The 12,952-nt window shown below is 71.4% G+C and carries 13 protein-coding genes and 1 pseudogene; 3 read left to right on the top strand and 11 right to left on the bottom strand.

Going from position 1 to position 12,952, the window contains the following annotated elements:
* Positions 1-40: 40 nt before the first annotated feature.
* The 3 genes from ADK55_RS03790 to ADK55_RS03780 form a co-directional block, all read right to left on the bottom strand.
* Positions 41-1,291, bottom strand: a complete 1,251-nt coding sequence (locus ADK55_RS03790) for a beta-ketoacyl-[acyl-carrier-protein] synthase family protein (protein ID WP_053675998.1) — start codon at positions 1,289-1,291, stop codon at positions 41-43.
* Positions 1,288-1,536 (bottom strand): phosphopantetheine-binding protein, encoded by a 249-nt coding sequence (locus ADK55_RS03785; protein ID WP_053675996.1) that lies wholly within the window; start codon positions 1,534-1,536, stop codon positions 1,288-1,290. Before ADK55_RS03785 ends, ADK55_RS03790 begins: the two co-directional genes overlap by 4 nt.
* A gap of 81 nt (positions 1,537-1,617) precedes the next feature.
* Positions 1,618-2,688, bottom strand: coding sequence for a beta-ketoacyl-ACP synthase 3 (locus tag ADK55_RS03780; protein WP_053675994.1), 1,071 nt, complete (start codon positions 2,686-2,688; stop codon positions 1,618-1,620).
* Between the two features lie 1,131 nt (positions 2,689-3,819).
* Between ADK55_RS03780 and ADK55_RS03775 the strand changes: the two genes are divergently transcribed.
* The gene (locus ADK55_RS03775) at positions 3,820-5,100 is read left to right on the top strand and encodes a DUF2254 family protein (protein ID WP_053675992.1); all 1,281 of its coding nucleotides are present in this window, start codon (positions 3,820-3,822) and stop codon (positions 5,098-5,100) included.
* A 28-nt stretch (positions 5,101-5,128) separates the two neighbouring features.
* On the opposite strand, the gene ADK55_RS03770 is transcribed toward ADK55_RS03775, so the two are convergent.
* On the bottom strand, positions 5,129-6,157 hold the full coding sequence (locus tag ADK55_RS03770; protein ID WP_053675990.1) for a hypothetical protein: 1,029 nt from the start codon (positions 6,155-6,157) through the stop codon (positions 5,129-5,131).
* Between the two features lie 242 nt (positions 6,158-6,399).
* Complete coding sequence (locus tag ADK55_RS03765) at positions 6,400-6,828, bottom strand: hypothetical protein (RefSeq protein ID WP_053675987.1); 429 nt, start codon at positions 6,826-6,828, stop codon at positions 6,400-6,402.
* A 500-nt stretch (positions 6,829-7,328) separates the two neighbouring features.
* On the opposite strand from ADK55_RS03765, the gene ADK55_RS03760 reads away from it, so the two are divergent.
* On the top strand, positions 7,329-8,060 hold the full coding sequence (locus ADK55_RS03760) for a hypothetical protein (RefSeq protein WP_053675985.1): 732 nt from the start codon (positions 7,329-7,331) through the stop codon (positions 8,058-8,060).
* 171 nt (positions 8,061-8,231) lie between these two features.
* Here ADK55_RS03760 and ADK55_RS03755 read toward each other — a convergent pair whose 3' ends face one another.
* From ADK55_RS03755 to ADK55_RS03730, 6 genes are all read right to left on the bottom strand, one after another.
* Positions 8,232-8,972 carry a class I SAM-dependent methyltransferase gene (locus ADK55_RS03755; protein WP_053675983.1) on the bottom strand — a complete coding sequence of 247 codons (741 nt, stop codon included), beginning with the start codon at positions 8,970-8,972 and terminating at the stop codon, positions 8,232-8,234.
* Positions 8,973-9,185: 213 nt separating this feature from the next.
* Positions 9,186-9,692 (bottom strand): hypothetical protein, encoded by a 507-nt coding sequence (locus ADK55_RS03750; protein WP_159041274.1) that lies wholly within the window; start codon positions 9,690-9,692, stop codon positions 9,186-9,188.
* Between the two features lie 469 nt (positions 9,693-10,161).
* Positions 10,162-11,421 carry a DUF6357 family protein gene (locus ADK55_RS03745; RefSeq protein ID WP_053675979.1) on the bottom strand — a complete coding sequence of 420 codons (1,260 nt, stop codon included), beginning with the start codon at positions 11,419-11,421 and terminating at the stop codon, positions 10,162-10,164.
* A 73-nt stretch (positions 11,422-11,494) separates the two neighbouring features.
* Positions 11,495-12,151 carry a DUF6357 family protein gene (locus ADK55_RS03740; protein WP_053675977.1) on the bottom strand — a complete coding sequence of 219 codons (657 nt, stop codon included), beginning with the start codon at positions 12,149-12,151 and terminating at the stop codon, positions 11,495-11,497.
* Between the two features lie 125 nt (positions 12,152-12,276).
* Positions 12,277-12,435, bottom strand: a complete 159-nt coding sequence (locus ADK55_RS39050; protein ID WP_199826437.1) for a hypothetical protein — start codon at positions 12,433-12,435, stop codon at positions 12,277-12,279.
* Between the two features lie 79 nt (positions 12,436-12,514).
* Positions 12,515-12,694, bottom strand: a complete 180-nt coding sequence (locus ADK55_RS03730; protein ID WP_053675973.1) for a CsbD family protein — start codon at positions 12,692-12,694, stop codon at positions 12,515-12,517.
* Positions 12,695-12,859: 165 nt separating this feature from the next.
* Between ADK55_RS03730 and ADK55_RS40860 the strand changes: the two are divergent.
* A pseudogene (locus ADK55_RS40860) lies at positions 12,860-12,952 on the top strand (hydrophobic protein); the annotation flags it as partial.

Raw genomic sequence — 12,952 nt, 5'->3', positions numbered from 1 at the left:
GGCGGGCGCGGGTGCACGGGGAGCCGGGGTGGGGGAGCGGTCAGGGAGCGGTGAGGACGAGCACCACGTTGTGCCCGCCGAAGCCGAACGAATGGCTGACGGCGACCTCGATCCGCTGCTCCCGCACCGTGTCGGTGACGCAGTCGATCCCGAAGCCCGCCCCGCCCGACCCGGCCGGGCAACCCCCGAGGTTGGCGATCGGGGCCACCCGCGAGTCCCGGATGGTCAGTGCCGTGAGCGCGGCCTCCACGGCCCCGGCGGCGCCCAGGCTGTGCCCGAGCACGCCCTTGGGCGCGGTGACGCTCGGGCCGTGCGGCAGCACGCGCGCGATGAGCTCCGCCTCCGTGCGGTCGTTGAGCGGGGTGGACGTTCCGTGCGCGTTGACGTGGTCGACGTCCGCCGGCGAAAGCCCGGCCTGGGCGAGCGCCGCGCGCAGCGCCGCCTCGGCGTGTTCTCCGCCGGGGGACGGCGCCGTCGGGTGGTGCGCGTCCGAGGTGAGACCCGCCCCGGAGAGGTGCGCGTAGCCGCGCCGCCCCCGGGCCGCCGCGTCCGCCGTCCGCTCCAGTACGAGGACGGCCGCCCCCTCGGCGATGACGAAGCCGTCGCGGTCGGCGGCGAAGGGCCGGGACGCCAGCCCCGGCGCGGCCACCCGCGCGGAGAGCGCCCCCATGCGGGCGAAGCCGGTGGTGATCACCGGGGTGACGGCGGCCTCCGTGCCACCCGCCACCGCGATGTCGCACGCACCGGACAGCAGCAGGTCGCGGGCCACGGCCAGGGCGCTGGCCCCGGAGGCACAAGCCGTCTCGGTGGCCATCGAGGGACCGCGCGCGCCGAGGTCGAGCAGGACCTCGCCGGCGGCCATGTTGGAGATCAGCATCGGTACGAGGGCAGGCGAGACCAGGTCGGGGCCGCCCTGGTGGTGACGCAGCGTCTGCGTCTCCAGGTGGGCCACCCCGGCGAGCCCGGAGCCGATCACGACGGCGACGCGGCCGCTGTCCCAGGACGCGGGGTCGAGTCCCGCGTCGGCGACCGCCTCCCGGGCGGCCAGTACGGCGAGTTGCGTGAATCGGCCCATCCGCCAGGCCTTGCCGCCACCGATCCGTGCCTGCTCGGGGCTCATCTCCGGAATCCGGCAGGAGAAGTCGACCGGACAGCCTTTGAGTTCGGGGTCGGTGGCCGCCGTCGAGAGGCCGCGCCGCACGCCCGCCCAGGTGGCCTCGCGGCCGACCCCGGCCGGGGTGATCATCCCCAGTCCGGTGACGGCGACGGCACGGTGCGGGACAGCCGTCACAGGGCGTCCCGTTCGGTGCGCTTGGAGTGGAGCACGGCGACGAGCTCGCCGACGGTGGTGCGCTTGGCGGCCTCGTGCTCCTCCACCTTGACGCCGAGCTCCTCCTGGAGGGCGAGGGCCAGTTCGGCGAGGGCGAGGGAGTCGAGATCGAGGCTCTCGAGGGTGGCGTCGGGCACGACGCTCTCCGGGGAGACCTCGAACTTCTCGGTGAGCACGGTGGTGACGACGGTCTGGACGGGAGGCATGGCGATACGACCTTTCGGGATGGGTGGGGATGGTGGATTCGAGTGGGCGAGCGCGGCGGGAGGGGCGGGAGGGGCGCGTCGTCAGGGCGTCGGTTCGATGCCGGGCACCGTGTGGGCGAGCCGCGGCCAGAGCAAGGCCGCCGACCCCCAGGTGAGCCCGGCCCCGAAGGTGGTGAGCAAGACCTTCTCCCCCGCGTGGAGTTCGCCGCGCGAGGCTGCGTCGGCCAGGGCGAGGGGGATGGACGCGGCGCCGGTGTTCCCGACCCGGTCGATGTTCGACACCCCGCGCGGTTCCGGGACCGGTACGCGCTCCCCGACGGCGGTCAGGATCCGGGCATTGGCCTGGTGGGCGCAGAAACGGTCCACCTCCTCGGGCGCCCAGCCCGCGTGCTTCAGCACCGCCTGGGACGACCGGGTCATCCGGGTCACCGCGTGCTGGAACACCTCGCGGCCCCGCATCCTGAAGTACCGGTCCTCGGGCCCGTATCCCGCGGGCGTCGACCGCTCCCGCGCACCCCCGCCGGGCACCTCGATCAGCTCGTCACCCGAGCCGTCGCTTCCGAGGTCGAAGGCGAGGATGCTGCCGGGCTCCCCGGCCCGCCCCCGGCGCAAGACCACGGCCCCGGCGCCGTCACCGAAGACGATGCCCGTCGAGCGGTCCTCGGGGTCGAGAAGGGTCGAGTACACATCGGCCGCCACCAACAACACCCGGTCCGCGCACCCGCACAGCAACGCGCCCGCGGCCGTGGCCAATCCGTACAGGAACCCGCTGCACGCGGCGCTCACGTCCCAGGCCGCCGCGCCGCCCAGGCCGAGGCGCGTCGCCAGCCGCGGCGCCATGGCCGGCATCGGCCGGTCCGGGGTGGAGGTCGCCACGATCACGGTGTCCACGGGGGCGCCGCCCGCCACGGCCAGCGCCCGACTCCCCGCCTCCAGGGCGAGTTCTCCGGTGGAGACCCCGGGCGCGGCGCGACGGCGTTCGCGGATCCCGGTACGGCGACGCACCCAGGCGTCGTCGATGCCCCAGGCCGACGGGAGTTCGTCGTTGGTGACCACCTCTGCCGGGACGTATCCGGCGATGCCCTCCAGCACCGCCGCGGGCGGCGCGGGCCGGGAGGCCGAGGGTGTGAACTGGTCTTCTGCGCAAAGCAAGGGGGAAGTCACGCACGTCTCTCAGGAGTGATCTTGGGGGAGTGGCATGACTGTAGGGCGTTTCAAGATCATGGCGAGGGCGGCCGCGCAGGGGAACGGATGTGCGGCGCGCGCGTCTCGGTGCCATCCGCGCAGCTCAGGGGCGCAAACGAAGAAACGTTACGGCCGCTCGGCCATTCGGGTGTCGCTCTAAAGGTTGAATCTGGTACGGCTGTCCAGGCTTCGTGCTGACGCCTCGCAATCGGCCGGCGCATCGGGGCGGCAGGCGCAAGGTCGACCGAGGGAGCGGGCGGGCGGAATCCGCCGGGATGCAGGGAGGCCGGACCAGGGCGGGCGGACTCCGCCGGGATGCAGGAGGCCGGACCAGGGCCGGCGAACCCGTCGGAGCGGCGCTCCGACGGGCGCGAAGGCGAGGCGTCGAGACTCTCGCCTCGCCCTCCGCGCCGTCGACGCTCTCACCCGCCTCGAAGCAGGCGAGCCCGGTCACAGTGCCGGCCGCCCGTGCCGGCCCCGCGTACCGCCGCCCCGCGTACCGCCGCCCGTACCGGCCCCCCGCGTACCGCCGCCCGTACCGGCCCCCCGCGTACCGCCGCCCGTGCCGGCCCCGCGTACCGGCCGCCCGCGTACCGGTTGCCCGTACCGACCGCCCGCGTACCGCCGCCCGTACCGCCCGCCCGCGTACCGCCACCCGTACCGGCCCCCCGCGTACAGGCCCCCGTACCGCCCGCCCGTAAGGGTCCTGACCGGCCGTCAGCCGCGTGCCCGTCGCGGCCTCCGGTAGGGGTTCGAGCAGGGTCCGGCGCGCGGGACCGCTCGGACCACCCGCGGTTCGAGCGGAAGGTCCTTGGTGACGCCTGGTCGTTGTGGGATCGTGCCGGGCTGAAGCCCCTTCGTGCCGTTCGGCCGGAACGGCGCCGCTGCCCGGCCGCCGGATACGACGCGTTCACCACCGCCGGCTCGCCCGGAGTCCTGCCCGCTGCCCCGGTGCGGGGCGGGCGCCCGAAGGGAACGACGCACACCGGCACCGGCACCGGCACCGGCACCGTGGGCCGGGCGCAGTGCCTGGCACGGCACCGGCACCGGCACGGGCCGCGATCGACCACCGTGAGACACGACCCTGGAGGAGGCCGGATGCCCGGCTCTGCTGACGGTCCCGCCCACCCCGGCGCACGCACACGCCGCCCGCGCGGCGCGCCCTACAGGCGGCCGGCGAACGCCCTGCGCCGCGACCTGGCCCAACTGTTCTGCGCCGTCGTCGGGCTGCTGCTGGGCCTGCTCGCCCCTCTCGTCACGCTGGGACCCCAGGTGGCAGCGGGGCGGGTGGTCAGCGTGCTGTTCACCATCGGTTTCGGTGTCGTCAGCCTGGTGAGCATCATCTACTCGATGCTGTTCCTCGTCGTGCAGTTCTCGTCGACCATGTTCACGCCGCGCCTCGGCCTGTTCCGAGACGAGCCGATCGTCTGGCGGGCCTTCGCCTTCACCGTCGGCGTGTTCGTCTTCTGCATCACCTCGGGCCTGGCCATCGGCAGCCATGACAGCGTGTCCGTCTTCGTCCCCTGCGTCGCCATGGTCCTCACGCTGATCGCGCTCGGCCTGATGAGGTCGCTCCAGATGAGGGCGTTCAACTCCATCCAACTCGGTCACTCGCTGACCGCCATCGCCACCCGCGCGCACGACCTGTACGACGGCCTGTACCCGCGCCCCTACGACCCGGACGGAACCCCCGCCCGCCCGGACCGGGCCCCCGTACCGACGCCGTCGGACACCGGCGGGGGCCGCACGGTGGTCCGCTGGACGGGACCGCCGGCCGTGCTCCAGCGGATCGACATGCGCACCCTCGTCGGTCTGGCACGGGAGCACGACTCCGAGGTCGCCTTCCAGGTTGCCCCGGGCGCGACCCTGACGGCCGGTACGGTGCTCGCCGAGGTCACGGCGGACGGCCCGACGGCGGCGGCCCTGCGCGCGGCCCTGACGGCGGGGGTCGAGCGGAGCTTCGTCCAGGACCCCGAACTGCCGTTCCGGCTCCTCGCCGACATCGCGCTGCGCGCCCTGTCACCGGCGGTGAACGATCCGGCCACGGCGGTGGAGGCCCTGGACCGGCTCGAAGACCTGCTGACCCGGCTCGCCGACCGGGACCTGGAGATCGGCACGTTCGACGACCCCGCCGGACGGCCGAGGGTGAGCGTCCCGGTGCCCGACTGGGACCGCTACATCCGCACCGCCGTCGACGACGTGCTCTTCGCCGCCGCCGGATCCCCGATGGCCCTGCGCAGGATGCGCGACCTGCTGCGCGGGCTCTCGGAGCGGGTCCCCGAGCGCCGGCGCGCCGTCCTGCGCGACCGGCTCCGGTGGGTCGAGCGAACCGGCCGCGAGGCCTACCCGCTCGTCTGGACCCCCGCCGAAGCCTCCTGAACCGTCTCCGCCGCCGTCCTCACCGCTGTCACCCGGCCCAGTACGCGGCCCGCACCTCCCCCTCGGCGAAGTCCCGGCGCGGCAGACGCAGGCCGAGGGACTCCTCCAAGGCGTGGAAGTACAACTCGAACGTGTCGGTCAGTTCGGGGTGGTCCAGCTCGGCACGGCGCACGGCCCGGTTGAGGAACTCCAGCTCGCCGCCCCGTGGGTACGGGGCGTGGCCGCGCTCGTACCAGATCAGCTCCAGCACGCCCCGGTCGTCGTCGACGCGGCGACCGTTCCGTATGTAGTCGAAGGTGTAGATGGCCTTCGCGGAGGTGGCGCTGAGCCACACGCTCTCCTCGATCCCGAGCGCCGCGTACGCCTCCTTGTCCGCGAAGGCCCCCGGCGGCGTGTCGTGGTGCAGCAGGAACGTCCACCCTCCCGCCTGCCCGAAACAGCAGCTCTCCCACTCACGGCCCCCGTAGAACTCGCCGCCGTTCCCGGCCTGTAGGTCCTTCAGGCGCGTACCGGCCGCGACCTGCGCGGGATCGGCCCCGTACAGCAGGGCCAGCCGCTCGGCGTCGACGGTCCGCCCGGGAGCGGCGCGGAAGAAGGCGAGCGTGGTGTACGGATCCTGTTCACGCCAGGACTCGGCCACCCAGGCGAACCCCTCCAGCGGATCGCGCCCGCACGCCTCGACCGTCCCCGTGTCGTCCAGGCCACCACCGCGGAACCGTCTGCCCCACTCCGGGTCGATCCGGTCCAGCGCGTCGGCCGTTTCCTTCTGGCTGCCGCCGCGCCGACGTATCGCGGCCTCGGCGATCAGGTACATCACCTGTTCGAGGTCGCGGGTGGCGAAGGCCTCCTGGTGGAGGTCGTGATGACCGCGCACCGTGCCGTCCTCGTCCAGCAGCAGGCACAGGCGGCCGTCCTGCGCCCTCTCGGCGCGCGCGGCCCACTCCTTCAGCTCGTCCTTCGAGGACGCCACGGGCGGCAGCGCGACCTGTTCGAGCAGGGCGTGCCGCGCGGCCGTCCGCTGCCAGGCCTCCGTGAGTGTCCGCTGGGTGATCTCCATGCTGCCAAGGTAAAAGAGGGCACTGACAACCGGCCGATCCGGTCTGCCGCTTCAGCACTCGGCCACCCCTCCGCGAGCGGGCGAGCGGGCGCGGCGACGTGCGGCCCGGGGTGACGAGTCGTACTCCTTCGCCCCCGAGCCGGAAACGGGCGGCCCGACCGACGCCCGGTCAGCGACGGACGCAGACCGGGCCGTCCCGGGTCGGCCGCCCGGACGTCGGGGTCATCGCCGAGGGGCCGTCGTCAGCACTTGAGGCGGGTGGTCGCGGCGGTCGTGGCCGCGTCCAGCTGCTGGATCTGCGGCTGGAGCTGGGTCATCGCGTTCTGACCCGTGGTGTCGCCCGGCAGGGACTCGTACGACTTCTTCAGGTTCTCGGCGGCGCTCTTGATGGCCGAGGCCTCGGCCTCCTTGAGCTGCTTGGTGTTCTCCTTGACGCTGTTCCAGTCGTCCTGGACGGCCTGGACGGCGTCCTTGATCTGGTCCTTCGTCGCGGACGACGGGTTGAGCGCTTTGAGCTTGGCGTTGTCGGCCTTGAGGCCGGTGAGGTCGCTGCACAGCTCAGTCGCGGCCTTGGTGGCCTCTTCCGCGGGGGAACTGCTGTCGTCGGAGCAGGCGGTGAGACCGAAGACCGCCGTGGCGCAGAGCACGCCGATCACGGGAAGACGCTTCATGGGAACTCCTCAAGCGAGATGGCGCCGGTACGGATCCACACGGAACCCATCACCACATACACACGCGAGAACACCTTCCGCACCCGGACACTCGCCCATTCGGCTCCCGCACGGACCCCATGTGGTCCGGCCGGACGGCGCGCGACCCGGGGCGCGAGCGGAGGGGCCCGCCGGGAACCGCACGGGGCTCTGATGGTGGCGCCCCGATCGTCCCCGGTCTGCGGCATGATGACCGCCGTGAACACCGAGATGCCGATGGACGGTCGAACCGCCGCACGAGGCGGTGGGTGACGGTCGGCGCCGGGAGCGCGTCGCCCGTGACGTCCTGCACGCGGCCTGGGCGGGCCCGGACGTGACGGCGGACGATCCGGTGCCGATCATGCGGGTCGACCCTGCGGGTCGCACCGCAGGGGAGCACAGCCCGGGCGTCGGACGTTGGACCGTCGAAGGGAACGATCTCGTTGGACACACCGCACCACCCGAACGATGAGGAGGACCCGATGAGCACGGCCGACGAGGGACGGCAGTGGCCGGACGAGGTCAGTGTCGACAACGCGAGGACGACGCTGCTGCAGCTCCTCGCGCGGGCGGGGGTCCCTTCCGGCGACGCACGGGAACTGATCGGGCTCCTGGAGGCGGGCGCGCTCGCCCTCGCACACGAGGAGCTGAGCGGCACCGGCCGCAGCGCGCCGGGGGACAAGGGCGAGGTGTACGAGTCGGGCTGGCTCGACGGCGCCCGGGACCTCCTGGAGGAACTCGGCGACGTGGCCGAGCGGACCCTGCTCCGGGTCGTGGGTCCCGACGGGCTGCCGGCCCAGGCCGAGGAACGTCCACGGCCCGGGCGCATGGAAGTGGAGCGGGCGCGGGTGGCGCTCACCCCGCTGTACCTGTCGCACACCGCGGTCTCCGAGCTGGACCCGGAGGTGACCGACGAGGTGCTCGCCGCCGTACTCTCCACGATGACCCCCCGCCAGCGGGCCGCGTACGCCGGGCGGCTGACGGCATTCGTCGCGGCCCACCGGGCCCGGCTGGAGAGACTGTTCGCGGCGTTCGGACCGGGCAGCGCCATCACGGTGCACGGCCGCTACTCGCTCGTCCACTCCGTCACCAGCATCGCCGTACTGGAGCGGCTCGTCGTCGCCCCGCAGGCGCTGCGGGAGGAGTGGGACGCCGCGGAGCTGCCGCCCGCGTGGTTGGACGGCCTGACGACCGCCTGGAACGCGCCTGCCTGAACGGCGCCCCGGCGCGATCACCGACGCCCCACCTCACCGCCCCACCTCACCGCCGCCGTCACCCCGGCCGACGGTCCCGCGCGAGAACGCGCGCCCCGGCCCGGCCGCTCGTTCGGGCGCTCGTTCGGCGCACCGCGAGGGCCGGGGCGGGGCTGACGTGCGGCCGGCGAGTCAGGCGCGGCAGCGCAGCATCTCCAGTGGGGGATTGGCGTGGAAGTCCGCCCAGAAGTCCGCGCCGAACTCGCGCACCCCGGCGTCCGACACCGTCACCGGGACCCAGGTCACCTCGCTGAATCCGGCCGCCCGCAGGCACTTCTCGTAGACGTCCCGGCGCGGGAGGTTGGCGACGAACGAGACCGGCGGGTCGAGCAGGGCCGTGGTACGCACCTGCCGGCCGGTCTCGACCTCCTTGCCGGTCAGCTCGGTGTGGAAGCCGTACCTGTCCGGCGGCGGCCCGTCGAAGCGGAAGTCGGGCGACTGGTTGAGGCCGAAGAACTCACCACCGGGCCTCAGGCTCCGGTACGCGTTGCGGCACATCCGCTCCGTGGTGGCGATGTCCGGCGCGTAGTTGAGCAGTTGGACCGCCAGGATGATGTCGAAGCTCGCGTCGAAGGTCCGCAGGTCGGCCACGTCACCGACCTCGTAGCGCACACCCAGCGGGTCGCTCTCCTCCAACTGCTGCGCCACGGAAACCATTTCGCCGGAGATGTCGATCCCGAGCACCTCCGAGGCGCCACGCCGCCTGAACTCCCTGCTGTAGAAGCCCGTACCGGAAGCCAGGTCGAGGACCGCCTTGCCGCGCACGTCCCCGACCAGGGCCAGGAAGCCGGGCACCACCGCGTACTGCTCCAACGGCAGGGCCTTGAACCCCTCGTACGCCTCGCCGATCTCGTCGTACTGTTGTGTGCTCACAGTGACGTCATCCCCCCACACTTCGTCATGCGCTTGTTCGCGGGCCACCCCCGTACCGGGCCACCCAGCGGCTCTGGCGGGAAGTCTCGCGCACCCCGACAGAGCGTCCGTACTGGCAGAAACCACAAGATGCGGGCGGTGCCCCGGTCTGACGAACGGACAGACGCCGGCAGGCGACCCCGGCCGACACTGCCCCCTCCCCTCACCGGGTCACTACTTCTCGCAGGTGAAGGTCACCTGCCCACTCCGCGCGCTCATCTTCTGGTCCGGCAGGTGAAGGATGACGAAGGTACTCACCGTCGAGGCGTTCGCCTGGCCCGGAACCTGCACCACGTGCAGCAGGGCGTGGCTCGTGGTGCCGGGGGTGAAGTCGACGGAACCCGGCGAGACCGGGGTCGAGCTGGAGGCGAACGTCCAGTAGTAGCGGACCTTCCCCGGTCCGGTGGCCGTGATCTTCCCGTCGAACTCGGCCGTGGTCCCCTTGGCGCAGTCGATGACGGACCCCGCCGGTGTCAGGATGACCACCTCGACCTTGGTGACCTTCACATCCTGCTTGCCACCGTCCGGCTTCTGCGGGGATGTGGTGCACGTGACGCGTTTGACCTGTTGGGATCCACCGGCCTGGTAGCTGACGCTGTACGTCCCATGGCGCAGGCCCTGCCGATCCAGCTCACCCTTGCCGTTCACCGTTGCCCGGAACGTCGTCTTCGGCCCGTCCACGCGCACCAACTGCTTCGCGGGAAACCCGCCGAGACGCAGTGTGTAGCGTGCGTCCCCGCCCCCCCTTGCCGCTCGCGCCGGGCATCAGCGCACAGGAGGGCGTCGAGGGCCTGCCGTCGACTCAACGTCGTGCGGGAGGAAGACTTCTTCTGCGTCTTCGGTGCCCGTCCCCAAGGGTGGTAGCGGCCGCTGGTACCGCTGGTAGCCGGCCGGTACCTGACAGTGGTGCGCCATGCTGTCGAGTGCCTCGAGAAATGGTTTCCCCATGTCGGATGAAGTCGGATATCGAGGGCATGAGAACCCTTGCCGGGGCGGTTGCCGCGATGCAGCAAGGAACCCGCCTCCAGGGAAGCAGTAGCCGTCCCGGCCCGGCCCGGGCCTGCGTACGGCATCCCCCGCAACCCCTGCACTCCCTGCGTTCGGCGGTCCCGCCTGACACCACGCTCAGTGGCGCGGGCTCCCGCCGGGACTACCGGGCGTCGCGCCGCCGCCGCGCGCGCTCGAACTCGGCTACATCCGACATCCAGGGACCGTGCTGTTCGAGTGCGGCGCAGCCGCCGCGGACGAAGGCGCTCACCAGGTTCCGGTACCCGCCGATCCCGTCGACCAGGCTGTACTCGACCCGGTACTCCGGATCCGACCCGCCTTCACCCTCGCGCAGCGTCGTGACCCGGGCGACGGAGTCCGCGTAGAAGTGGAGCTGGATCCCTTCGCCCATCTCCTCGTCCTCGATGGTGAACACTTCGTTGTCCGCGGCCGAGCGGTCGCCGACGAACTCCCAGAACTCCGCGGCGGCAGTGCGGGGACTGTCCCGTGCCCACTTCTTCTCGACGCCCTTGTCGTCGGTGAAGGACAGGGCCGTCTTCGCATTCCCGCCGAAGTCGGCGGGGTCGCCGGCAGCCTCCTCGTCCTCCTCCATGGGTGTGCTCCTGGAGCGGTCCGCGGCCTCCGAGCACATCAGGAAGCTCACGGTACGCACCGCGTCATCGACGAGCCCGGGATGTGCACGGCGCACGGCCGCTTCGACCGCCGTCTTCATCCGATCCCAGTCGCGCTTGTCCGTGGCGCGGGTTCCCCGTCGCGGATCGCGGCCGATCCGCATCCCGGCGCACGCCTGCTCCGCAGTGGCGATCACCCGCATGACCTCGGGAAGCAGCGCGGGGTCGACGGCATCGGGTATCCGCCTCGGAACCGTCGAGCCGTGCAGATACTGGCCCGTGTACCTCAGAATCGCGGCGTCGAGTGGACCGAGTACTGCTCCGCGCTCGGCGCGACGGCGGTCCGCGTGGTACTCCTGAGCTCGTTTCCCGTTTGACGTCTCCGTCGCCGCGCGCATCGCCGCGCACACCTGACCGCGCTCAAGTGGACCGATGTCGGCCCCGTGGGCGATGAGCCGGCTCCTGTCCCAGCGGATGCGCCGGAAGAGCGCGTCGACGTCCGCGGGCGCGGCAAGGAGGATCGGGTCCAGGAGCGCGACGGCGGCGTTCTCGTCGAGCCGGCCCCGGGTTCCGGCGGCGTCGCACAGCGGAAGGACCGCACTCCACAGCAGCAGGTGTCTGGCCAGGTCCTCCCGGATCACCTCAAGATGCGCTTCGCTGATCGAGAACGTGAACGTGCGAGGCTCGTGATTGGCGTCGGCCCCGGCACCGAGCGTCAGCTTGAGTTCGCCGTCCTCGCGGATCACGTTCGGGATCCAGCCGCTGCTGCGCGTGAAAACGATGTCTCTCATGGGCTCAGTCCTTCCCGGGGCGGCACCCGGCCGGCATCACGGCCATGCTGTAGCTCCACCCGGCACCGTCTGTTCACGACCACCGTGCGAATTCGACGTCGAGGCGTGGGTCGGTGCGCACCCAGACTTCGCCCCCGGCGGCCTCGGCCGGGGCGTCGACTCGTTCGAGGCCGAGGAACTCGATCAACTTGAGCAGTTCGGCTCGTTCGGCTCGGTCATCGTCGACATCATGCGAGTCGAAGAAGACGAAGTACTGGTCGCTCGGGTCCACGCAGCCCGAATCAGCCCAGATCCGGGCGACTTCTTCGATCGCCGCTGCTTCCGTCGTGATCGTGGCGGCGCGGGCGGCACCGCGAGTCTCCGGTGACGCGTCGAGGTCGGCGAGGTCGGAGAACCACTGGCCGAAGCGATCGAGGCCGGCATATCCGTTCTCGAAGAACAGCATCGCGCTCGGAAGGTAGCGATTTCCCCTGTCGACCTGGTGGTATTCCGACCGGGGTTGGTCGTCCGCATCCTTGATCCGGGAGATCACACCTTGCCCGGGCATGAGTACCAAACTCTGCCCCGACGGTTCATCACTGATGGTGTAGGTGTCGGAATCTCGGTCACGGAAGAACGCGGAGAACGCCACATAGGCTGCCTGAGGGTCAGCCACAGCCACCTGTTGGTCGTTGCCATCACCGACAGCGAAGACGAACTGCTTCGGTCCGGGGTTGTACGGGCGAGCCATGTGCGTCCTTCGTTCACGTGTGACGGCTCCACCAGCGTAGTCGAGCCAAAAAGCGGACGGGACCCGCCGTTCATCGCCGACGAACTGCCAGGACAACCGGCAGGTCGGCCTGCCCCCGCACTCCGTCAGCCGTCGCGCCCCGTCAGACCCGCCTCGTAGGCGGCGATGGCGGCCTCCACCCGGTTGCGTACGCCCGTCCCGCCCAGGACGCAGGCCATGCTGTCCGCGTTCCGCTCCGGGGCAAGGGCCTGCGCGGCCGGCGGCGGCGTCCCAACCGCGATCACGCCGATATCCGCAGCCCCGGCGAACGTGCTGGAGGGCGGCCCCTTTCGGGGGCCGCCCTCCAGCACGTTCGCCCTGAGGTCAGTCCTTCAGAACGTCCTTGATCTTTTCCTTGGCCTGGCGCGCATCACCCTTGGCCTGTTCGGCGCGACCTTCAGCGGTGAGGCGTTCGTTGCCGACGAGACGGCCGGAGGCTTCCTTGACCTTGCCCTTGGCCTGCTCGGTCTTGGCCTGGGTCTTCTCTTCACCGGACACGGTCATCACTTCCAAGCGGTAGAGAACGCTTACGCAGGAACGTCTGCCCACTTCTGGCGAGACAAACGTGCCGAAGGGTGGTCACAGGGGAATCCGGTGACGGCGGAAAAGGTGTACGGCTTCCCGCCTGGGCGGATAAGAAACGCCTAAATAAGAACGCATGCACGGGGATTGCCAGGGCAGAAGACGCTTCGGAGGTTGATAATCATGGTTCCCCTGCTTCTTGTTCTTCTGCTCGCTTTGATTCTTTTCGGTGCCGGTTTC

The sequence above is a fragment of the Streptomyces sp. WM4235 genome, assembly GCF_001279725.1.
GTDB lineage: Bacteria > Actinomycetota > Actinomycetes > Streptomycetales > Streptomycetaceae > Streptomyces.
Note: the sequence above shows the minus strand (reverse complement) of the source record. Positions and strands in the feature narration are given on the sequence as shown.